Below are 22,470 nucleotides of genomic sequence, written 5' to 3' on the forward strand. Positions count from 1 at the left end.
GACGCCAAAAGTAAGAAAAACTTACTGCACAACCTCGAGGCCGATGGGACAGGAGACCCCGGTTCCACCTAACCCACAGTAACCATTGGGATTCTTGGCCAGATACTGCTGATGGTAATCCTCGGCATAATAAAATGGCGGCGCATCAAGGATTTCGGTGGTGATCTTGGCCCGCCGAGCCTTGGTCAGCGCCACCTGATAAGCCGCGCGCGAGGCTTCCGCTACCCGCCGCTGTTCGGCCGAATGGACATAAATCCCGGAGCGATACTGGGTACCGGTGTCGTTGCCCTGACGCATGCCCTGGGTCGGATCGTGGCTTTCCCAGAAAATCTTCAGCAGGGCGGCATAGGAGATCACCTTCGGGTCGAAGGCCACCTGCACCACCTCGTTATGGCCGGTCAGGCCGCTGCAGACCTCTTCATAAGTCGGATTCGGCGTATAACCGGCGGCATAGCCCACCGCCGTGCTGTAGACGCCCGGTCCCGCCTGCCAGAATTTGCGCTCCGCACCCCAGAAGCAGCCCAGCCCGAACGTCGCCAGTTCGATCCCCTCGGGGAACGGGCCTTTGATCGCATGGCCGTTGACGAAATGCTTGGCCGGGACCGGCATGACGCTGCTGCGGCCGGGCAAGGCCTTGTCGCGCGCAGGCAATTCAATCTTATGACGCGGCGCAGTGAACCACATGGCAATCTCCAGGGTCGGCGGATCGGCTGTCAGTAATATAGTGCGCAGCCCTGCATTCCGCACAGGACTGCCCTGCAGGCCGGCGGGTATCCGGCCGCAGGCAATATAGGTAGTGTGCCGTTTTACAGAATCAAAATCACAACAATGCGTCCCGTCCCGCCATCTCCCGCTGCCATACCTTTCTATGCCCGCCTGTTCGGCTACGGCACCCGTCGCGGCGTGGCCTCGATGATTCTGGGCATGGGCGCCTTCGTCACCAACGACACCCTGATCAAACTGGCCAGCACCACCACACCGACCGGCCAGCTGATCACACTGCGCAATATCATAGCCACCCTGCTTCTTCTGGCGCTGGTCTTCGCCACCGGCCAGGTGGCCCAGTTGCGCCGCGCCATCAACCCCGCAGTCATGGCGCGCAGCAGCCTGGATGTGATCGCCACGATTCTTTACCTGGTGGCGCTGTTCCACATGCCGATCGGCAATATCACGGCGATCAACATGAGCACGCCGCTGCTGATGACCGCCGTAGCAGCGATGTTTCTGCAGGTCCCGGTTGGCTGGCGGCGCTGGACCGCAGTGGTTGTCGGCTTCGGCGGTATTATGTTGATCGTTCAGCCCCGCGCTGAAGGCTTTAACGCCTATGCGCTGGTGGCAATGGCCTCCACCATTTTCATCGTGACGCGTGACCTGACCACGCGTCGGATCGACCAGAACATTCCCTCATTGGTCATCGCGTTGACCAATTCGATCTTCGTACTGGGCGGCGCACTGATACTCTCGGTTTTTGAAGGCTGGGCCAGTATCACCTGGCGCGAATACCTCTTGCTGGCCAGCGCCGGCGTCTTCTTGATTATCGGTTATCTGCTGATCGTCGACGCCTTCCGTCATGGCGACCTCGCCACCGTCGGGCCCTTCCGCTACACCGGGCTGATCTTCGCTCTGGTCTCGGGTTTCGTGGTCTGGGGCGATATCCCCAATCTGCTGGCCTGGGGCGGAATCGTCATTGTCGTCGGCAGCGGCCTTTACGTGCTGCACCGCGAACGCATCCGCGCCCAGGACGAGGCAACACGCAGCATGCCGGTCAAGTAACGGCGATTATTTCGTGAATTCTTCCGAGGCGACGTCGACCGTGCCGATGTGATGCGCCATGGCCTGTTCGGCCGCACCGGCATCGCCCTGCAGGATCGCCCGCACCACAGCATCATGTTCGGCGAACGAGCTGGCCAGGCGACCGACGAGACGAAACTGGGCGCGGCGGAATGGCGACAGGCGCTGACGCACCGTCATCGTATTCTCCACCAGCGCCGTATTATGCGTGCCTTCGTAGATCAGGGTATGGAATGCGACATTCATCGCCGCATAGGCGTCGATCTCACCGTCGCGCACCATGAAGCGCGACCGCTCGTGCAGTTCTTCCAGCTTCTTGCGCTCGCCCGCGGTCATGCGCTGGGCGGCATAGCGTGCACTGATCGCCTCCAGCTCGCGCATCACCTCGAACAGGTCATGCATATGCTGGCGACTGGGAATGGCGACCAGGGCGCCGCGATGGGGACGGATTTCCACCAGACCGGTTTCGACCAGGGCTTTCAGGGCTTCGCGCACCGGGGTACGCGACACGCCGAAACGGTCGGCCAGATCCTGCTCTTCCAGGCGCGCACCGGGCGGCAGGGCGCCGGACAGAATCTCGTCGGCAATGCGCTGGCGCAGGGTTCCTGCGCGGGTGCGTTTGCCCGCGATGTCGAGATCGATCTCCGGTTTCAACTGGTTCATCTGGCTCTCCGGAACCGACTCACAGTCTACCAGCGGCCCGCGCCCCCCGCCAGCATGCCTCCGCCGCCTTGTGACCCTGCCTTGTGGCGGGCGCCATTCCGGGGCAGGGTGCGGCCATGAGCGAAGCAAGGCTGAAAACCCGGCTGCTGGTCCAGGCGGTACTGCGGCGATACGACCTGGAAGCGATTCCGGTGGCGATCCGCCGCAAGGGCGACCCGGATGCCGGTACCGTGCTGCTCAAAATCGCCTTCAGTGCTCAGGAAGCCATGGTGCTGGGCCAGGCCCGTGATGCCGAGGGCCGGGCCGGCTGGCTGAAGCTGGGCGGCGCCGACCGTCTGAGCGATGCCGAAGCCGAAGCCGCCATCGAAAAGGCGATCCGCCGCGACCCCGACCTGTATGTGATCGAGGTGGAAGATCCCAAGGGACGGGTCTTCGTCGAAGGGCCGATCCTCTAGGCGATACGGGTGATCCGTTCGGTCGGCGTGGCGACAGCCTTTCGCTGCGCTGCGGCAAACACCTGGCCAATTCCCACCAGCACAGGGCTGTCGATCCCCATCTGCTGCAGGCCCTCGCCCAGCTGCGCCAGCGAACCATGCCAGCGCTGCTCCTCAGGCCGCGAAACAGCAGACACGACAACCACCGGCGTGCCGGCCGGCAGCCCCTGCCCGATCAGCCGCGCGGCAAAGTTCCCGCCGGTGCGACCGGCCATGTAGACCATCAGCGATGTCTCGGCATCGGCCAGTCCGCGCCAGTCCAGATCATCAGGCAGGCCGCCGCGCCGTGAATGGCCGGTGACGAAGCGCACCGAATGCGCGGCATCGCGATGAGTGAGCGACACGCCGAGGCTGGAGGCTGCCGCCAGCGCCGCCGTGATCCCCGGCACCACTGTCACCGGAATGCCGGCGGCGTCCAACGCCGCAATCTCCTCGCCGGCACGACCGAAGACCATCGGATCGCCGGCCTTCAGCCGCACCACGCGCTTGCCCTGCGCCGCCAGCTTGATCATCAGGGCATTGATCTCTTCCTGTTTGCAGCTCGGCCGGCCGCCGCGCTTGCCCACCATCATGCGCCGGGCTTCGCGCCGCGCCAGTTCCAGCACATCGTCAGAAACCAGATCGTCGAACAGGATCACATCGGCCGACTGTAGGGCGCGCATGGCCTTCAGGGTCAACAGCTCGGCATCGCCGGGACCAGCACCCACCAGGGTGACATGCCCGGTCACAGTGGCAGCCCGGCCCTGCAGCAGTTCACTGTCGGATGGCACCGTGGGTTCGAGGAAGGCGCGTTCTGCAAACCGCTCCCAGAAGCTGCGGCGCTGCGCCACCGTCGGCAGGCGTTCGGCCAGATGACGGCGAATGCTCTTCGCAGCCGTGGCCCAGCGGCTGAGCGTGGCGGGCAGTACCGTCTCGATGCGGCGACGAATCGCCTGCGCCAGCACCGGTGCGGCGCCATCGGTGGAAATGCCGATCACCACGGGCGAACGGTTGACGATAGCGCCGAACTGCACGTCGCAATGGGCCGGCTTGTCGATCACCGAGCAGATGGCGCCGGCGGTCCGGGCCGCCGCATGGAAGGCCGCACCTTCCACATCATCCGCGGCGTCGATAACGGCCAGGGTTACATTGCGGAGATCATCCGGCTGCCAGCCGCGTTCGATCCGCAAGACATCCAGGGCCAGAATCTCGGCACTGAAGTCATTGGCATAAACCGTCACGCTGGCGCCGGCCGCCGCCAGCAGCTCGGCCTTCCAGGCCGCCGCCGCCGTACCGCCGGCGACGATAGCGGACTTGCCGTGCAGATCTAGGAATACCGGCAGTTTCGCCAGTTGCCCGATGCGCTGCGCCTGCACGGCCTCAGCCGGCTTTCTGGATACGGGCTGCATCGATGATCCTCCGGATTTCACTGCGGCAGGAGCCGCAATTGGTGCCGGCCTGGGTGGCGACACCAACGGCTTCAACGGTCTGACAGCCGGCGCTGGCTGCGCCGGCAATCTGGTTGCTGCCGATGTCGAAACAGGCACAGACGATGGCGCCGCGATCGGGCTGATCCGCACCGGCACGGCCGGCCAGCAGACGCAACCGCGCGGCCGGATTGGCAACCGCCAGCCCCAGCTGTTCCGCCGCCCAGGCGCGCGACACCGCCACCGGCTCCGGGCCGACAAACAATGCGCCGATCAGCTGCTGATCACGGAAGGCGGCAAAGCGATGCTGGCGCGAAGCCGCATCGTGATAGGCCAGAACTTCGACCGTGGCATCTTCGGCAATGCCGAACAGCATGCGGGCAAAGACCGTCCAGTCCTGCGGCAGGGCCTCATCGGCGAGTTCCAGCCGCCAGCCATCCTTTGCACGCGCCAGCGTCCAGTAACCGGCTTCGATCTCTGCCGGCTTGTGCGCCATGACAGCAAAGCCGTACCAGGCCGCCTCATAAGACCGCAGCGATACGGCGGTGAATTTCAGCTCGGGCTGGCCGGAAACCGGATCGGTCGCCGGATTGACCAGCGTATCGACCCGGGCCTGCGCGCTCAGCTGGTCGGTCCAGTGCAGCGGCGCGAAGATCGTGCCGCGCTTCTGGTCCGGTGTCACCAGCACGCGGGCCAGCATGCGTCCGCGGGGGTTCTCGATCACCGCGAGACCGGCGGCGGCAACGCCAAAGCGTGCGGCATCGTCGGGATGCACTTCCACAAAAGGCTCGGCGATATGGCCCATCAGCCGCGGCGACAGCGCCGTGCGGGTCATGGTGTGCCACTGGTCACGTATCCGGCCGGTATTCAGCACCAGCGGCCATTCATCCGAGACCTGCTCCATGGGTGCCTTGAATGGCGTGGCGATAAAGCGCGCGCGGCGATCCGGCGTGTAAAAGCGCCCATCGGCAAAGAAACGGCGCTCGCTGCGGTCCGTGCCGGCGACATAGGGCCATTGAAAGGGCGACAGGCTCTCATATTCGGTGGCGGTGATCTCACCCAGAGCGGAAATGTCGAAGTCACGGCCGCCATCATTCTCGACACCGCTGAGCTGCGCATATTCGCGGAACACATCGGCCGGACGCTCATAGGCAAAGCTGTCACTCCAGCCCATGCGCTTTGCCACTTCCGTGAAAATCCACCAGTCTGGCCTTGCTTCGCCCGGCATCAGCAGGAAGGGACGCTGGCGCGAGATGCGGCGTTCGGAGTTGGTTACCGTACCATCCTTTTCACCCCAGGCGGCGGCCGGCAGCAGCACATGGGCATGGCGCGCCGTATCGGTCACCGCCATGACATCGGATACCGCAACGAAGGGGCAGGCTTGCAGCGCCGCCTGCACATCGTCGGCATCGGGCAAGCTGTCCACCGGATTGGTGCCGGCGATCCAGATGGCCTTCACCGCGCCATCCTTCACGGCACGAAACAGGTCGACGGCCTTCAGGCCCGGCTTGTCGGCGATGCGCGGTGACTTCCAGAAACCTTGAACAATGCGGCGATGACCGGCATCGCCCAGCTCCATATGGCAGGCCAACTGGTTGGCCAGGCCGCCGACCTCACGACCGCCCATGGCATTGGGCTGGCCGGTGATCGAGAACGGGCCGGCACCCGGCTTGCCGATGCGGCCGGTGAAGAGATGGCAATTGAGGATGCTGTTGACCTTGTCGCTGCCGCTGCTCGACTGGTTGACACCTTGCGAGAAGCCGGTGACGACGCGCTCGGTGCGGGCAAACAGATCGTAGAACCGTCGCAGCTCGACCTGGCTCAGGCCGGTGACTTCGGCCACCTCGGCCAGCGACAGGCCGCGCGCCGCCGCCAGTGCCGCGGCGATGCCGGCGGTATGGGCATCAACAAAAGCGGCATCCGCCTTGCCGGCATCCATCAGATGCACCAGCAGCCCGTTGAACAGCGCGACATCGGAACCGGGATTGAGCGCCAGATGCAGGTCGCCGGACCGTGCCGTCATGGTGCGGCGCGGATCGATGACGACAACGGTCATGTCCGGGCGCGCCGTCTTGGCGGCGGCCAGACGCTGGAACAGCACCGGATGGCACCAGGCGAGATTCGAGCCGACAAGCACGACCAGATCGGCCTGCTCGAAATCCTCATAGCTGCCCGGCACCGTATCGGTGCCGAAGGCGCGCTTGTGCCCCGCGACGGCCGAAGCCATGCAGAGCCGGGAATTGGTGTCGATGTTGCCCGAGCCGATAAAACCCTTCATCAGCTTGTTGGCGACGTAATAATCCTCGGTGAGCAACTGGCCCGAGACATAAAAGGCCACCGAGTCCGGGCCATGCTGCGCAATGGTATCGGCAAACACGGAGGCCACGCGATCCAGGGCCGTATTCCAAGTCGTGCGAGCGCCCTCCACGACCGGATGCAGCAGCCGCTCGTCCAGGCCGAGTGTTTCGCCCAGCGCCGAGCCCTTGGAGCAGGTGCGGCCGAAATTGGCCGGATGGTCAGCGTCGCCTTTCACTGCCACGCTGCCGGCTTCATCCCGCGTCACCGTCAGGCCGCAGCCAACCCCGCAATAGGGGCAAGTCGTGCGAGTCTCGGTGACGCCCGTCATGATGTCAGGCCGCCTGTACTGCCATGCCAGAATCGATTCCCGGCCAGGACAGCAGAATACGCCCGTCTTTCAGCTGTACGGCGATGCTGCGCGTGCAGCCTTCGTCGGCGCCCTGGGCCTCGCCGGTCCGGAGGTCGATCAGCCAGTTATGCAGCGGGCAGCTCACGGCATCGCCCTGCACTATGCCCTGCGACAGCGGGCCGCCCTTATGCGGACATTTGTCGTCGAGAGCGAAAATCTTGTCATCCATGGTGCGGAACACCGCAATGTCGCCACGCGAGGTCTTCACCACACGGGCGCCGCGCTGCGGGATATCATCCAGCGTACCGATATCGAGCCAGTCGTTGCTCATTTTCATCACCGGCCTCTCCTACGCGCCTTACTCGGCCGCCTGCGCCACGCGCAGATCGGCCAGCGGCTTGTACTCATGGGCAAAGGCGCCCTCCACCCGCTGGGCCCAGGGATCGATCTGGGCGAAGACCTGCGAATACTCGAAACGGGCCGACAGCGCCTTGCGACGCTCAACATCCTCGATGAGCTGCTGCTTCACCGTGTCGAGACCAACGCGATGCAGCCATTTATGAATGCGGTCGAGGTAATGCGCCTGCTCGCGATAGAGCTGCATGATGGCGCCGGTGAATTCCAGAACCTCGGCCTCGGTTTCCACCTTGTGGAACAGGATAGTCTGCTTAACCTCGAGGCCGGCGGCACCGGCGATATGCAGTTCGTAACCGGAATCGACGCAGATAATGCCGATATCCTTCACGGTCGCCTCGGCGCAATTGCGCGGGCAGCCCGAGACGCCAAGCTTGACCTTATGCGGCGTCCAGCTGCCCCAGGTGTATTTCTCCAGCCTGATGCCCAGGCCGGTGGAATCCTGGGTGCCGAAGCGGCACCATTCTGTGCCGACGCAGGTCTTCACCGTGCGCAGCCCCTTGGCATAGGCATGACCCGAGACCATGCCGGCCGCATTGAGATCGGCCCAGACACCGGGCAGGTCTTCCTTTTTCACGCCCAGCAGATCGATGCGCTGGCCGCCCGTCACTTTCACGGTCGGGATATTGAACTTGTCGGCCACATCGGCGATGGCGCGCAGCTCCTTGGCGCTGGTGACGCCGCCCCACATGCGCGGAACGACGGAGTATGTGCCATCCTTCTGGATATTGGCGTGCGCGCGTTCATTGATGAAGCGCGACTGGTTGTCATCGACATATTCGCCGGGCCAGGTGGCGATCAGGTAAAAGTTCAACGCGGGGCGGCATTTGGTGCAGCCGCAGGAGGTCTTCCACTCCAGCTCCTGCATCACAGCCGGGATCGATTTCAGTTCCTTGGCGACGATCAGCCGGCGCACATCGTCATGGCTGAGATCGGTGCAGCCGCACATGCCTTTCACTTCGGCCGGCTTGTAGCCGTCGCCGAGCGTGAAGCCGATCAGCTTTTCCACCAGGCCGGTACAGGAGCCGCAGGAGGCCGAAGCCTTGGTGGTGGCGCGCACCTCCTCCAGGCTGGTCAGGCCATTGCTGGTGATGGCGGAAACGATCTTGCCTTTGCACACGCCGTTGCAACCGCAGATCTCTGCCTCATCCGGCAAGGCTGCAACGGCCGCCATAGGGTCCAGGGGGGACCCTCCGGCGTAACCCTGACCGAAGATCAGGGTTTCACGCAGATCGCTGATATCCTTCTGCTCGCGCAGCAGCTGGAAGAACCAGGCGCCATCCTCGGTATCGCCATAGAGCACGGCGCCAATGATCTGCTGGTCCTTGATCACCAGCCGCTTGTAGACGCCGCGACTGGCATCGCGCAGCACGATCTCCTCGCGATCCTTGGCCTCGGCGAAATCGCCGGCCGAGTAGAGGTTGATGCCGGTGACCTTCAGCTTGGTGGCGGTGACTGAGCCGTTATAGGCGGCCGGCTCGCCGATCAGTGTTTTGGCCAGCACGCCGGCCATATCGTAAAGCGGCGCGACCAGGCCATAGGTGGCGCCACGATGTTCGGCGCATTCGCCCAGCGCGAAAATATTCGGGTCAGACGTCCGCATCTGGTCATCGACCACGATGCCGCGGTTGACAGTCAGGCCCGCCTCCTTGCCCACCGTGGCATTGGGCTTGATGCCGACGGCCATGACCACCAGGTCGGCCGGGATCACCGTGCCGTCCTTCAGCTCGACACCCTCGACCTTCTTCTCGCCCAGGATCGCCTTGGTATCGGCGCCGGTCAGAACCTTGATGCCACGTTCCTCGATGGCCTTTTTCAGCAGATAGCCGGCCGCCGGATCGAGCTGGCGCTCCATCAGGGTCGGCATCAGATGCAGCACCGTCACCTGCATGCCCTGCTCCGCCAGGCCGGCCGCCGCCTCCAGGCCGAGCAGGCCGCCGCCGATCACCACGGCGTTGCCACGCGCTTTGGCGGCCAGGATCATGGCATCGACATCGTCAAGATCGCGATAGCTCAGAACGCCGGGCAGCTTGTGGCCGGGCACCGGAATGATGAAGGGCACCGATCCGGTGGCAATCACCAGCTTGTCGTAAGGCTCGGTCAGGCCATTATCCGTGGAAATGGTCTTCGCTGCGCAGTCAATACCGGTGACGCGGGTGCCCTTGTGCAGGGTAATGCCGTTGTTGATGTACCAGCCATCGCCATGGATGACGATCTGCTCATAGGTCTTCTCGCCCGACAGCACCGGCGACAGCATGATGCGGTCGTAATTGACCCGCGGCTCAGCATTGAAGATCGTCACATCGTAACGGCCCGGAGCGGCCTCGAACAGTTTCTCCAGCATGCGGCCAGGCGCCATGCCGTTGCCGACGATGACCAGTTTCTCTTTCTCAGCCATGGCTCATACTCCGTCGCATAGACATATCGACGTCCTCTCTAACTGTTCAGGCGGCGTGCACGGCCGGGGCGCGATGGCGCGCATACAGGAATTCCATGATCTGCTGGCGGCAGCGCGCATATTCCGGATCGGTCGCGAGCGCCAGGCGGTTGCGCGGCCGCGCCAGCTTGACCTCGAGGATTTCACCGATGGTGGCGGCCGGCCCGTTGGTCATCATCACCACGCGGTCGGACAGCAGCACGGCCTCGTCCACATCATGGGTAATCATGATAACGGTGTTCTTCAGCTTGGCCTGCAGGTCCATCACCGTATCCTGCAGGGTCGCGCGGGTGAGCGCGTCCAGTGCGCCGAAGGGTTCGTCCAGCAGCAGAACCTTGGGCTCCATGGCGAGCGCGCGCGCAATCCCCACGCGCTGTTTCATGCCGCCGGAAATTTCCTGCGGGCGCTTGTCCAGCGCGTGATCCATGCCGACCAGCGCCAGGTTATGCCGGGTCCATTCGTCGCGCTCGGTCTTCGACTTGGTCTTGCTGTGCACCTTGTCCACGGCCAGACGTACATTGTCGTACACGGTCAGCCAGGGCAGCAGCGAGTGATTCTGGAACACCACGGCACGGTCGGGGCCGGGATCGGTCACTTCCTTCGCCTCCAGCAATACGCCACCGGTGGTGGCGCGCTGCAGGCCGGCAACGATGTTGAGCAGGGTCGACTTGCCGCAGCCGGAATGGCCGATCAGGGCGACATATTCACCGCTATTGATCTCCAGCTTGATATCGCGCAGCGCGATGAAGGGGCCATTGGCGCCCTTGAAGGTCATGCCGACGTCTTCGATGCTGAGATAGGCAGTCATGCTGGCACTCCTATTGATTCGCGCTGGGGCGTCGCTTGGCGACGGTGGTGGTCTGGGGTTCACGGGTGACGGCCGGCGCCAGCGGGCGTGCCGAAGACACATACGAGCCATCGAAAAAGAGATCGGCGCCCATCTCGATCGGCGCGCTGGCCTGGGCCAGAGTCCAGGGACCGGCATGCAGGCCTTCCGGCTTGCGATCGATCAGCGGGAACGGGCGATCCAGAGCGGCGGCGGCCTCGCGATAGAGATCGGTGCGATAAACCGCATCGGCCACGGCGGCGATATCGGTGCCGGGATCGATCAGCTTCCAGCGCTGCATCTCGCTCAGGTACCATTCGGCCTGGCTGCGCCAAGGGAAGTTCGCCGCATAACGGCCGAAGACGATGAAATCGGGCATATGCTCGGGGCTGACATCGAGGCCGTAACGCACTACGCCCAGCATGCCGAGCCGGATCGCTTCCGCCGCTTCCGGACCGATATACTCGGGGCGCGCCATGATCTCGACGCCTTCCAGACGGTTCTCCGGCCGGTCGAGCCATTCGGCCGCTTCGATCAGGGCCATCAGCATCAGCTTGTGCGTGAGCGGATTCCGTTCCACCCACTCGCGATTGCAGCCGATCACCTTTTCGATACGATTGTTCCAGATTTCATAGCCCGAGATCAGGATGCGGCCGACGCCGCGGAGCACCGCCAGGGAATTCCACGGATCGCCAACGCAGAAGCCATCGATCTCGCCGGCCGCCAGGCGATCCGTCATCTGCGGCGGCGGCACCACCACCAGCTGCACATCGCGATCCGGATCGATGCCGGCCGAAGCCAGCCAGTACCGCAGCTGGATCTGATGCGAAGAATAATTGAACACGGTGGCGAAGGTGAGCTTGTCGCGGCCGGCCTTGCGGTCCGCGGCGATCAGACGGCGCAGCACATTGCCGGCCTCATGCCGGTCGTGCAGCAGGGCTGGCTCGGCCTCCAGCAGGCGATTCCACAATTTGGCCGAGATCGTCACGGCATTGCCGTTCAGGTTCAGCGCAAACGACGTGATCTGCGGCTTCTTCCAGCCACCGGCGCCCAATGTGGCGGCCAGCGGCATCGGCGCCAGCATATGGGCGGCGTCGAGTGCCCCCAGCGCCACCTTGTCGCGCATATTGGCCCAGGAGGGCTCGCGCTGCAGGGTGACATCCAGGCCATGGCGCTCGAAAAAGCCCTTCTCTTTGGCAACGATCAGCGGCGCGCAATCGGTCAGCGCGATGAAACCGATCCGCAGGGCGGTCGGGGCCGCCGTACTGACGGCCCTCACAGCCTTCTTCCCCGGGTGGCGTGCCATACCTGCAGCTCCTACTGCGCCGAGGTGTAGCCGCCGATGCGGCTGCCGATGAAGCCGATCAGGCGGTCGAGCATGAAGCCGACCAGACCGACATAGATGAGCGCCAGGATGATCTCGCTGATCAGCGAGCTGTTCCAGGCATCCCAGATGAAGAAGCCGATCCCGACGCCGCCGATCAGCATTTCCGCGGCCACGATGGCGAGCCAGCTGAGACCGATGCCGATCTTCAGGCCGGTGAACATGAACGGCACGGTGGCCGGCAGCATGATCTTGTAGAAGAATTCAAGACCGTTGAGCCGCAGCACCCGCGACACATTGCGGTAATCCTGCGGAATATTGCGGATGCCGACCGCGGTATTGAGGATGATCGGCCAGATCGCCGTGATGGTGATGACGAAGATGGCCGAAGGATCCGCATGGCGGAAGGCCGCCAGCGACAGCGGCAGCCAAGCCAGCGGCGGCACGGTACGCAGAACCTGGAAGATCGGATCGAGGCCGCGGAAAGCCAGCGTCGACTGGCCGATCAGCACGCCCAGTGCAATACCGGCGACCGCCGCCAACGAGAAGCCGATGGCGACACGCTTCAGGCTGGAAGCCAGATGCCAGAACATGCCCTTGTTGAGGCCGCCCTTGTCGAAGAAGGGATCAATGATCAGCTCCCAGGTATCGGCCACCACTTTGGACGGCGGCGGCAGTGTGGCCTTCGGGCCGGAACAGGCGACTTCCCAGATGACGCCAAGCAGCGCAAGGAACAGCAGCGGCGGCAGAACGCGTGTGGCGATGAAATGCAGGCCGCTCAGCACACGCGGATACAGGGCGGCGAGAATACTCTCGCCGCCCCCCAGTTCCGCCTTGCTCAGCACATCGGTCTTGATGGCCATGGACAGCTCCTTGTCGTGAGCAGACATCAGATCACCCTGGAGTTCAGACGCGGGTGATGGCGAGGCTCTTCAGATACCCAGCCGGATCGGCCGGATCGAAGACCTTGCCGTCGAAGAAGGTTTCCTTGCCGCGCGAGGTCGAGGCCGGAATGTCGGCCGCGGCCACACCCAGTGTCTTGGCCGCATCGCGCCACAGGTCTTCGCGGTTGACCTGGCCGATCAGCGCCTTGGCATCCGTATCGCCGGGCAGGTAGCCCCAGCGGATATTCTCGGTGATGAACCAAAGCTCATGGCTCTGGAACGGATAGGACGCGAAGTCGCGCCAGAACTTCATCACCAGCGGGCTTTCCGGACCCACGGTCACCTTGCGGCCGTTGCCGTAATCGATCTTGCCGGTCTGGCGATCGAGGATGTCTTCCACCGGCACCTTGAACCAATCGCGACCACCGACGATCTTGCACAGCTCGGCCTTGTTCTCGGTCTTGTCGCACCACTGCTGGGCTTCCAGTGTCGCCATCAGGATGGCCTTGGCCGCCTTCGGGTTCTTCTCCACCCAGTCGGCGCGCAGACTGAGCGATTTCTCCGGATGGTCCTTCCACAGTTCGCCGGTGGTGAGCGCGGTATAGCCGATATCCTGATTGACCAGCTGCGACGGCCAGGGCTCGCCGACGCAGAAGGCTTCCATGGTATTGACCTTCATATTCGCCACCATCTGCGGAGGCGGCACGGTGATGGTCGAGACATCCTTCTCCGGATCGATGCCGTTGGCGGCAAGCCAGTAACGGATCCACATGTCATGGGTGCCGCCCGGGAAGGTCATCGCACACTTGATGTCCTTGCCTTCGGCTTTGGCCTTGCGGAAGGCGACGCCGAGCGCCTTGGCGTCGGAGGTCACCTTGAGGTCGGCATAGGCCTTCGACACCGAGATCGCCTGGCCGTTGGTGTTCAGGCGCGCCAGCATCGCCATCGGAATCTTGGACTTGGTGATCTTGCCCGCGGCCATCAGATAGGGCATCGGCGTCAGGATATGCGCGCCGGTGATGCCGCCGCCGGCCTCGCCCAGCTCGATATTGTCGCGCGTCGCGCCCCAGGAAGCCTGCTTGTCGATCACCATGTCAGGTAGGCCATACTTGGCGAAGATGCCCTTCTCCTTGGCGATGATCAGCGGCGACGAGTCCGTCAGCGCGATATAGCCGAGCTTGGTGCCCTTCACTTCCGGGCCGGCGGCCTGCGCGAACGCGCCGCCGGGGAACTGAATACGGGCCGCTGCCATCAATGCCGCAGCACCCGTGGCGCCCTTGAACAGCTGACGACGATTAAAACCCTTGGACTTCGCAACCATGTAGAACCCCTCCTTTTGTGTCCCGCGCCCTGTCCGCGGCCATAAAAAAAGCGCCCGACAATCGAGGCCCCTTGCGGGACCGCATTGCCGGACGCCATTGTCCGTTTCGCGACCGATCAGCGTTTGCCTGGGGAGGCCTTGGCTGGGAGGTCGGAACTATGGACCGACTGCGCCATTGCAGCCGGAAGTCACGTTTAACAAAGCATGAAGCATGCCAGTCCCGGTCCGTGCGGATTTTATCGGCTTTTCAAGGATATAGACCGGATGGCCGAGTCGGGTTGCGATTGCTGCACTGCACATAAATCGGGCGACTGCCCTGTAGTGCTGCGCAAAAGGGCAGCCGGACTGCCCTATTTGCTTTTCAGGAGATCGGCGAAAGCCAGCAGGGTTTCGGCCACATCGGCCAGCCTTTGCTGGCGGTCCATAGCCAGCTTGCGCAGGGCCGCATAGGCGTCCTCTTCGCTCAGGCCACGCTCCTTCATCAGCATGCCCTTGGCCCGTTCGATGGTCTTGCGCTCGTTGAGCGTCGCCTTGGTCTTTTTCAACTCGTCGCGCAGCGCCTGGAATTCACGGAAGCGGGCAATCGCCACATCAAGGATGGGCTTCACCCGGTTCACGTTCAGGCCATCGATGATGTAGGCCGAAACCCCGGCCTGCATGGCCTGATTGATCATGGTCTCGTCGGACTGGTCGACGAACATCACGATCGGCCGCGGCTGGTCGGCGTTGATCTGGCGCATGCTTTCGATGGTGTCGCGGCTGGGCGATTCCATGTCGACGATGATCACGTCGGGCGCAATCTCCTGCACCCGTTTTGCGCTCAGGTCGCGCGGGGCCAGCTGCGCCACGAGGTCGTAGCCCTGGCCCTGCAGGGCCTCGGCCAGAACCACCGCGCGTTCCGGGTCCTCGTCGATCAGAAGAATGCGTACGCCAGCCACAAATCCATCCCACCGCGCGCCTTCCACGGCGCGCCCGCCCCAATACTAAGCAAGATGCATACCGTTTCGGCAGGTTGGAAAACGGCAACCTGCCAAGTGGCGATAAACCAAGGCAGAAAGCGAAAGGGCCGCGGTATTCCGCGGCCCTGCCTGTGAAATCCGTGCCGGCTGGTTCAGGCCAGTTCGAAGCGGATCGACTGGGCGCCCTTCCACAGCACCGACTTGCCGAGCGGCATCAGGTTCTCCAGCCCCTCGGTGATGGTGATGAAATGGTTGCCAGCCAGCTGGCCCATCTTGGAGGCGAAATGCACGCCGCCATAGGCCAGCAGAATCTCGGTCTCGCTGATCCCGCCCGGATACAGGATGATCTGGCCCGGCGCCGGATAGCTGGTGTGGTTTTCGTAGCCGAGGCCGAGGTCGAGATCGCCGAGCGGGATCCAGCAGCCCTCGCCGCTCCACCGCACATGGATGATCTTCTCGTTATAGGGCAGCAGGCTGCGGAATTTCGCGCAGGTCTTGGGCGCGGCTTCTTCCTCGAACTTGGCGCCGAAGACGAAATCACCGGCCGTGATCCGAAGCTTGGTCATGCGGTTTCTCCCGGAATGGTAGGCAAGACGTTGGCTGCCTGCTTAGCCGGGAACCGGCGCACCGGCAAGAGCCGCAGGCTTCAGCGCGCCACCATATTCTTGTGCTCCAGCCGGCTGAGCCAGCGCACCAGCGGCCACAGGATCGCCAGGTAGATCAGCGCCGCCAGCACCACCGGCGACGGATTGAACAGCAGGGCCTGTGCATCGCGCGCCACCCGCAGCAGTTCGGGCAGCGCCACCACGCTGGCGATGGTGGTCAGCTTCACCACCTCGATGCTGTTGCCGACCAGATCGGGCAGCACGTTGCGCGTCGCCTGCGGCACGATCACATAGGCCAGCGCCTGCATCCGGCTCAGACCGGTGGAGCGCGCCGCTTCCATCTGGCCCTGCGGCACGCTGAGCAGGCCGGCGCGGAAGACCTCGCCGTAATAGCTCGAATTGTTGAGCAGGAAGCCGAGCGCCACCGCCAGCAGCTTGGGGATGTCGAGGCCGAGGAAGGGCGTGCCGAAATAGATGAAGATCAGCAGCACCAGCGGCGGCAGCGCGCGGAACACATCGACATAGGCGGCCACCAGGAACCGCACCAGCCGGCTTTCGCTCTGGGTGCCGATCAGCGCCACCGCCAGACCGCCGATCAGGCCGAGCGGAATCACCAGCGCCGACAGCCACAGCGTGGTGAACAGGCCCTGCAGCAGATAGGGAAAGACCTGGATGAAGACGTCGATATTGAAGAAGTTGCGCAGCAGTGCGTCCATGGTGCGTGCCTCAGACTTTCCACTGCCAGCGGGTTTCCAGCCGCCGCGCCGCATAGAGGATCGGAATGAACAGCAGCAGATAGGCCGCCGCCGCCATGGTCAGCGGCGTGGGATTGCCCGAATTGCTGCTGGCCGACTGCGCCTCGTTCAGTACCTCGTTCAGCGCCACCACCGAGCCGAGCGCCACATTCTTGCTGATCGCGATCACGCGGTTGGTCAGCGGCGGCACGGCGATGCGGAAGGCCTGCGGCAGGATCACCGCCGTCATGGTGTGCCACCAGGTGAGACCGGTGGAGCGCGCCGCTTCCGACTGGCCGCGCGGCAACGCCAGGATGCCGCCCCAGATGCTTTCCTCGGCATAGGCGGCCAGCACCAGCGACAGCGCCAGCCAGACCGTGGCAAAGGCGTTCATCGGCATGCCGATCAGCGGAAAGGCAAAGAAGAAGATGATCATCAGCACCAGCGGCGGCAGGGCCCGCATGATATCGGCAAAGGCGATGATCAGCAGCGACAGCGGCCGGATCTGCAGAGCGCGCAGCACCGCCAGCACCACGCCGAAGGCCAGGCCGCTGATGGCAACCAGCACGCCGACACCGGCGGTGACACCCAGACCTTTCAGCAGATCGGGCCAGTATTTCGCCGCCACCTCCAGATTGAAGAAGGTATGGATGAACCGTTCGAGATCGGTCATGGCCGAAGGCTCATTCGGCGGCGCCGTTATAGCGCGACAGGAAAGCCTTGGTACGCTCGTGCTGCGGCGCGCCGAAAACCTCGGCCGGCGGCCCCTGCTCCACAATCACGCCGCCATCCATGAAGATGACGCGATCGGCCGCCGCGCGGGCAAACCCCATTTCGTGAGTGACCACCAGCATGGTCATGCCGGCTTCGCGCAGCTGGCGCATCACCTTGAGCACCTCGCCCACGGTTTCCGGGTCGAGCGCGCTGGTTGGTTCATCGAACAGGATCAGCTTGGGCTGCAGCACGATGGCACGCGCGATGCCGACGCGCTGCTGCTGGCCGCCCGAAAGCTGCGCCGGATGCACCCTGGCCTTGTCGGCCAGACCGACACGCTCCAGCGCCGCCATGGCAAGCGTCTCGGCCTCGGCCTTCGACTTGCCCTGCACCTTGCGCAGCGCCAGCGCGACATTGCCCAGCGCTGTCAGATGCGGATAGAGATTGAAGCTCTGGAACACCATGCCGATATGCTGGCGCACCTGGTTGATATCGACATCGGTGCGGGTGATGTCGATGCCATCGACCACCACCTGCCCGCCCGTCGACTCTTCCAGCCGGTTGCAGCAGCGCAGCATGCTGCTCTTGCCCGAACCGGACGGCCCGATGACGCAAACCATCTCACCGGGCCAGATCCGCAGATCGATCCCACGCAGGACATCGAGGGAGCCGTAGGCCTTGTGCAGGCCTACGAGCTCCAGGATCGGTGACGGACTCATTTACCTTGCCAGCAAATGCTTACGAGCACTTCAGCGGGGTTTCCGTCGGATCGTAGCCTTCCATGCCCGGCACACCGAAGCCGGCCGTGATGGTGGCGGCAGCCGAACCCGGCTTCGGCTTCTCGCCCAGCCACTTCTCGACGATCTTGGCCAGGCTGCCATCCTGCTTCATGCACTTGATGGCCATGGAGAGCTCGTTGCGCAGCGCCTTGTCGTCCAGGCGGAAGGCCATCGCCCAGACCAGGCCGGTGGAGATCACCAGCGTGGCCTTTAGGTCGGGATTCTGCTTGGCCGACCAGGCGCTGGAGGTGTTGCCCGACATGTTGGCATCGGCGCGACCGGCCAGCACCGCCTGCACGGCATCGGCATTGGTACCGAAGACGTCATACTTGAAGCCAAGCTTCTCGGCATTGTCACGCGCCCAGTTTTCGTAGGCCGAACCCTTGTTGACGGTGATGGTCTTGCCCTTGAGGTCTTCCACCGTCTTGATGTCGGGCGTGCTCTTCTTCTGCACGAAGCCATAGTCGGTATTGAGATAGCCGTCGCTGAACAGCATGTTCTTAGAACGCTCGGGCGTCACCGTCACCGGCGCGATCACGAAGTCATACTTCTTGGCATTCAGGCCGGGGATCAGAGCGGAGAATTCCGTACCCTCGATATCGATCTTCTTGCCCAGCTTCTTGGCCAGCTCTTCGCCGAGATCGATGTTGAAGCCCTGCAGGCCGCCGCCCAGCTTGGCCATGGCATGCGGGGCGAAGGTGGCATCGATGCCGGTCTTCAGCGTCTGGGCCAGAGCCGGCAGGCTCAGGGTGGCAAAGGCCACGGCAACGGCGGCGACGAGCCCCCGGTTCAATATGCGATACGTCATGACAACCCCCTTGTTGGATGATGGATGGAAAGCGTGAACTGGTCCTTGCAAGTTTCAGTCCGGTGCCGTGCCGAGCGGCGCGCCGGCGCCGGTGCGCTCGATGATCAGGCTGTAATGCTCGGGCCGGCGGTGTTTGGCGAAGTTGAACACATGCTCGCGGAAGGTCTCGCCGATGCTGAGATCCGCATTGGTGAAGATCAGCTCGTCTTCCTCGCTCTGCGCGAACGCCGTGATCTCGCCGGTGGGCGACACGATGGCCGAACCGCCGATCATGTGGAAACCGTCTTCCTTGCCGCATTTGGCCGCTGCCGCCACCCAGATGCCGTTCTGGTAGGCATTGCCCTGCAAGGAGAGCAGGTGATGGAACATGCGCAGATGCGGCGGCTCGGACCAGTGGATGTTCCAGCTCGGGGTGTTGTAGCCCAGCGCCACGATCTCGGCGCTCTGCAGGCCCATCACGCGATAAGTCTCGGCCCAGCGGCGGTCGTTGCAGATGCACATGCCGATGCGGGCGCCCAGCGTTTCCCAGACCTTGAAGCCCTCGTTGCCGACCTCGAAGAACTTCTTCTCCAGATGCTGGAACGGCGCGGTCTCGATATGATGCGAATGCCCGGGCAGATGGATCTTGCGGTAGCGCCCGACGATCTTGGCGTTCTCGTCGGTCAGGATCGCGGTGTTGAAGCGGCGGCCGTCCGGCGTGATCTCGGCATAGCCGAGGTAGAAACCGATCTTGAATTCAGCGGCCAGATCGAACAGCGGTTTGGTTTCCGGGCCAGGCATGCTGCGTTCGAAGAAACGCTCGACCGCTTCGTCTTCGCTCATCCAGTAGCGCGGGAAGAACGTCGTGAGCGCCAGTTCGGGGAAGACCACGAATTTCGCGCCGCGGCCATGGGCTTCGCGCAGCAGCGCGATCAGGCGCTTGACCACGGCCGCCCGACTGTCGGCCAGATTGATCGGCCCGAGCTGGGCGACGGCAATGCCGTAAGGGCGTTTCAGGCCGCTCATGGCATGCCCACCAGGCTGCGCAGCATCTGGCGCGCGACAGCGGCCGAGATGCCGGTCGGGTTGGCCAGCATGTCGGAGGGCTTGCGCTTCAGGAACTGGCCGGAGCCGCGCTCGGCATTCAGTGTGTTGTTCTCGACCACCACGCGGCCGCGGCTGATCACGATCTCGGGCCAGCCCTTCAACTGACGGCCCTCATAGGGCGTGTAGCCGACATTGTCGTGCAGCATTGATGCCGTCACGGTGATTTCGCGTTCCGGGTTCCAGATGCCGATATCCGCATCCGCGCCGACAGCGATCACGCCCTTGCGGCCCGTGAGGCCATACATGGCGGCATGGTTGGTGGCAGTCAGCGCCACGAATTCCTGAATGGTGATGCGGCCGGCCATGACGCCTTCCGAGAACAGCAGCGGCAGGCGCAGCTCGATGCCGGGCACACCATTGGCCATTTCCTTGAAGGTGGTGGCATCGCCCTTGGGCAGCTTGCCGCTCTTGTCAAAACGATAGGGCGCGTGATCCGAAGAATAGGTCAGCAGCGTCCCGTCCTTCATGCCGGCCCAGACCGCTTCCTGCGATTCCTTGTCGCGCGGCGGCGGCGAGCAGCAGAACATGGCGCCATCCAGGCCCTGACGATCCAGGTCCTCGGCGGTCAGGAACAGATATTGCGGGCAGGTTTCGGCATAGACGGCCGCGCCGCGCGTCTTGGCGCGCCGGATGGTATTGATCGCCTCCTGGGCGGAGACATGCACGATCAGCAGCGGTACGCCCAACAGGCGCGACAGCGCGATGGCGCGGTTGGTCGCCTCGCTCTCGGCAATCGGGTCATGGGCGACGGCATGGAATTTCGGTGCCGTGTGGCCCTGCTCCAGCAGGCGATGGGCCAGCCAGCGGATCATGTCGTGATTCTCGGCATGCACCATCACCAGTGCCTGCTCGCGCGCCGCCACCGACAGCACATCCAGCAGCTGGTGATCGTCCAGCCGCAGCTTGTCATAGGTCATATAGACCTTGAGCGAGGTGATGCCGTCGCGGATCGCCTGCGGCAGGTCGGTCTGCAGCGCCGTATCGTCGGGATTGGCCAGGATCAGATGGAAGCCGTAATCGATCACCGCCTTCTCGCGCGCCAGCCGGCCGTAATCGGCCACCACCTCGGGGATTTTCATCTCGCGGTGCTGGGCGGCGAAGGGAATGATGGTGGTGGTGCCGCCAAAGGCGGCCGAGACCGTGGCGGAATAGAAATCGTCGGCGCACATGACGCCCATGCCCGACAGCTGCTCCACATGGCAGTGACTGTCGATGCCACCGGGCAACACCCAGCGACCGGCGGCGTCGATCTCGCGCTTGCCGGGCCCGAGCCCTTTTCCCACGGCGGCAATCACGCCGTCGCGCACGCCAATATCAGCTTCGAATACATCGCTCGCGGTGGCGACGCGGCCATTGCGCACCACCAGATCGAAATCACTCATGCGCCCCACTCAAAAGCTGGATAGACGATTCAGCGCTCCGGAAGCGAAATTCTCGCAATGCAGCACCAGAATGTCTCATGCCGGTTTGTCATCCGCCCTTAACACGATGTTATGGGCCCAGAAGCGCACCCCGCGTCAGTGCCGGACGGCTCGTTCCGGCAGTTCGTCCTGCAGCGAAAATCCGTTCACGGCCATCAGCTTGCGCAGGATTTTGACAAAGGATTGCGCCAGCTGCGACATCGGCTCGAAGCGCAGGAAGGCCAGGTTCGCCATCATCACCGGCGCGTCGACCACCGGGCGCATCACCAGATGGCCGTTTGGCCAGTTGTGCAGCGAGAATTCGTCGATCAGCGCGATGCCCGCCCCCGCCTGCACCAGCGCGCAGGCGCTTTGCGGCGACCCGACCTCGATGGTGGTTTTCAGCGGCAAACCGGCGCGATGATACATCTGCGCCACCATGCGGCCATACGGCGTCTCGCGGTCATAGGCGACCAGCGGATAATCCTGCAGGTCGGCCAGAGTCAGCATGGCCTTCTGCGTCAGCGGGTGATCTTCCGGGCAGACGCAGCAGACCGGGCTCTGGCCCAGCGGTTTGGTCTCCAGATTGGGATGCTCGATCGGCGTGCTGATCACGCCGATATCGGCCTGGTGGTTCAGCAGGCGGTCCTGCAGCGGCGCGTAATTGAGGAAATTGAAGGTCACTTTCGCATCGGTGTATTGCGCGCAGAGCGTGGCGATTGCCTGTGGAATCAGCACATGGCCGATACTTGGGCTGGAGACGACATGCAGCACGCCCTGTCGCCGCTCGGCCAGCGAATGCGCGACTTCGTTCACCCGCTGCACGCCGAGGTAGACATGATCGACCTCGCGGAACAGGCGTTTCGCCTCAGGGGTTGCATAGAGCCGTCCCTTGATGCGTTCGAACAGCGGAAAACCGACCCGGGTCTCGGTATAGGACAGCAGACGGCTGACGGCAGGCTGCGACACATGCAGTACTTTGGAGGCCCCACTGATCGATCCGGTGCTCATCACCGCGCGAAACACCTCGATCTGACGAAGATTCAACGACATACCGGCCTCCCGTGACCTGATTTTCTTATGGCCATCGCATGATGCCCTAAAATCAGCCCTGCCCATAACATTGCGTTAAGGGCGCGCGACAAATACGCAAGGACCATGCCACCCACAGGAGCCCC

21 protein-coding genes are annotated in these 22,470 nt (G+C 63.6%); 2 read left to right on the plus strand and 19 right to left on the minus strand.

Going from position 1 to position 22,470, the window contains the following annotated elements; genetic code table 11:
- Positions 1-21 precede the first annotated feature (21 nt).
- A complete protein-coding gene (gene msrA, locus AC1ROB_RS14725) occupies positions 22-684 on the minus strand; it encodes a peptide-methionine (S)-S-oxide reductase MsrA (RefSeq protein WP_492970384.1) in 663 nt (220 codons plus the stop codon).
- Positions 685-828: 144 nt separating this feature from the next.
- Between msrA and AC1ROB_RS14730 the strand changes: the two genes are divergently transcribed.
- A complete protein-coding gene (locus AC1ROB_RS14730) occupies positions 829-1,773 on the plus strand; it encodes a DMT family transporter (RefSeq protein ID WP_492970383.1) in 945 nt (314 codons plus the stop codon).
- A gap of 6 nt (positions 1,774-1,779) precedes the next feature.
- Here the strand turns inward: AC1ROB_RS14730 and AC1ROB_RS14735 are convergent, their stop codons facing one another.
- Positions 1,780-2,454 carry a GntR family transcriptional regulator gene (locus AC1ROB_RS14735; RefSeq protein ID WP_492970382.1) on the minus strand — a complete coding sequence of 225 codons (675 nt, stop codon included), beginning with the start codon at positions 2,452-2,454 and terminating at the stop codon, positions 1,780-1,782.
- A gap of 116 nt (positions 2,455-2,570) precedes the next feature.
- Between AC1ROB_RS14735 and AC1ROB_RS14740 the strand changes: the two genes are divergently transcribed.
- A complete protein-coding gene (locus tag AC1ROB_RS14740; protein ID WP_492970381.1) occupies positions 2,571-2,909 on the plus strand; it encodes a DUF1491 family protein in 339 nt (112 codons plus the stop codon).
- On the opposite strand, the gene cysG is transcribed toward AC1ROB_RS14740, so the two are convergent.
- The 17 genes from cysG to AC1ROB_RS14825 all read right to left on the minus strand — a co-directional run bounded on the left by cysG (position 2,906) and on the right by AC1ROB_RS14825 (position 22,345).
- A complete protein-coding gene (gene cysG / locus AC1ROB_RS14745; protein WP_492970380.1) occupies positions 2,906-4,336 on the minus strand; it encodes a siroheme synthase CysG in 1,431 nt (476 codons plus the stop codon). The genes AC1ROB_RS14740 and cysG overlap by 4 nt on opposite strands.
- Positions 4,308-6,980, minus strand: coding sequence for a nitrate reductase (locus AC1ROB_RS14750; RefSeq protein WP_492970379.1), 2,673 nt, complete (start codon positions 6,978-6,980; stop codon positions 4,308-4,310). Before AC1ROB_RS14750 ends, cysG begins: the two co-directional genes overlap by 29 nt.
- A 4-nt stretch (positions 6,981-6,984) precedes the next feature.
- Complete coding sequence (gene nirD / locus AC1ROB_RS14755) at positions 6,985-7,338, minus strand: nitrite reductase small subunit NirD (protein ID WP_492970378.1); 354 nt, start codon at positions 7,336-7,338, stop codon at positions 6,985-6,987.
- Between the two features lie 21 nt (positions 7,339-7,359).
- Positions 7,360-9,813, minus strand: coding sequence for a nitrite reductase large subunit NirB (gene nirB, locus AC1ROB_RS14760; protein WP_492970377.1), 2,454 nt, complete (start codon positions 9,811-9,813; stop codon positions 7,360-7,362).
- A 46-nt stretch (positions 9,814-9,859) separates the two neighbouring features.
- Positions 9,860-10,660, minus strand: coding sequence for an ABC transporter ATP-binding protein (locus tag AC1ROB_RS14765; RefSeq protein WP_492970376.1), 801 nt, complete (start codon positions 10,658-10,660; stop codon positions 9,860-9,862).
- Between the two features lie 10 nt (positions 10,661-10,670).
- Positions 10,671-11,984: a CmpA/NrtA family ABC transporter substrate-binding protein gene (locus tag AC1ROB_RS14770; protein ID WP_492970375.1), complete on the minus strand. Its 1,314-nt coding sequence runs from the start codon at positions 11,982-11,984 to the stop codon at positions 10,671-10,673.
- Positions 11,985-11,995: 11 nt separating this feature from the next.
- Positions 11,996-12,892, minus strand: coding sequence for a nitrate ABC transporter permease (gene ntrB, locus AC1ROB_RS14775; RefSeq protein ID WP_492970374.1), 897 nt, complete (start codon positions 12,890-12,892; stop codon positions 11,996-11,998).
- A gap of 16 nt (positions 12,893-12,908) precedes the next feature.
- Complete coding sequence (locus AC1ROB_RS14780) at positions 12,909-14,207, minus strand: CmpA/NrtA family ABC transporter substrate-binding protein (RefSeq protein WP_492970373.1); 1,299 nt, start codon at positions 14,205-14,207, stop codon at positions 12,909-12,911.
- Between the two features lie 350 nt (positions 14,208-14,557).
- On the minus strand, positions 14,558-15,145 hold the full coding sequence (locus AC1ROB_RS14785) for an ANTAR domain-containing response regulator (RefSeq protein WP_492970372.1): 588 nt from the start codon (positions 15,143-15,145) through the stop codon (positions 14,558-14,560).
- Positions 15,146-15,318: 173 nt separating this feature from the next.
- Positions 15,319-15,732: a DUF3830 family protein gene (locus AC1ROB_RS14790; RefSeq protein ID WP_492970370.1), complete on the minus strand. Its 414-nt coding sequence runs from the start codon at positions 15,730-15,732 to the stop codon at positions 15,319-15,321.
- Positions 15,733-15,812: 80 nt separating this feature from the next.
- Positions 15,813-16,487: an amino acid ABC transporter permease gene (locus tag AC1ROB_RS14795; protein ID WP_492970369.1), complete on the minus strand. Its 675-nt coding sequence runs from the start codon at positions 16,485-16,487 to the stop codon at positions 15,813-15,815.
- A gap of 10 nt (positions 16,488-16,497) precedes the next feature.
- Positions 16,498-17,178, minus strand: coding sequence for an amino acid ABC transporter permease (locus AC1ROB_RS14800; protein WP_492970368.1), 681 nt, complete (start codon positions 17,176-17,178; stop codon positions 16,498-16,500).
- Between the two features lie 10 nt (positions 17,179-17,188).
- A complete protein-coding gene (locus AC1ROB_RS14805; RefSeq protein ID WP_492970367.1) occupies positions 17,189-17,938 on the minus strand; it encodes an amino acid ABC transporter ATP-binding protein in 750 nt (249 codons plus the stop codon).
- A gap of 19 nt (positions 17,939-17,957) precedes the next feature.
- Positions 17,958-18,806, minus strand: a complete 849-nt coding sequence (locus AC1ROB_RS14810) for a transporter substrate-binding domain-containing protein (RefSeq protein ID WP_492970366.1) — start codon at positions 18,804-18,806, stop codon at positions 17,958-17,960.
- A gap of 54 nt (positions 18,807-18,860) precedes the next feature.
- Entirely contained in the window at positions 18,861-19,811 is a 951-nt protein-coding gene (locus AC1ROB_RS14815; RefSeq protein ID WP_492970365.1) for an N-carbamoyl-D-amino-acid hydrolase, read from the minus strand.
- The gene (hydA, locus tag AC1ROB_RS14820) at positions 19,808-21,274 is read right to left on the minus strand and encodes a dihydropyrimidinase (protein ID WP_492970364.1); all 1,467 of its coding nucleotides are present in this window, start codon (positions 21,272-21,274) and stop codon (positions 19,808-19,810) included. Before hydA ends, AC1ROB_RS14815 begins: the two co-directional genes overlap by 4 nt.
- Before the next feature lie 135 nt (positions 21,275-21,409).
- On the minus strand, positions 21,410-22,345 hold the full coding sequence (locus AC1ROB_RS14825) for a LysR substrate-binding domain-containing protein (protein ID WP_492970363.1): 936 nt from the start codon (positions 22,343-22,345) through the stop codon (positions 21,410-21,412).
- Between the last annotated feature and the right edge of the window lie 125 nt (positions 22,346-22,470).

It is taken from the genome of Ferrovibrio sp. GW821-FHT12F09 (assembly GCF_058806775.1).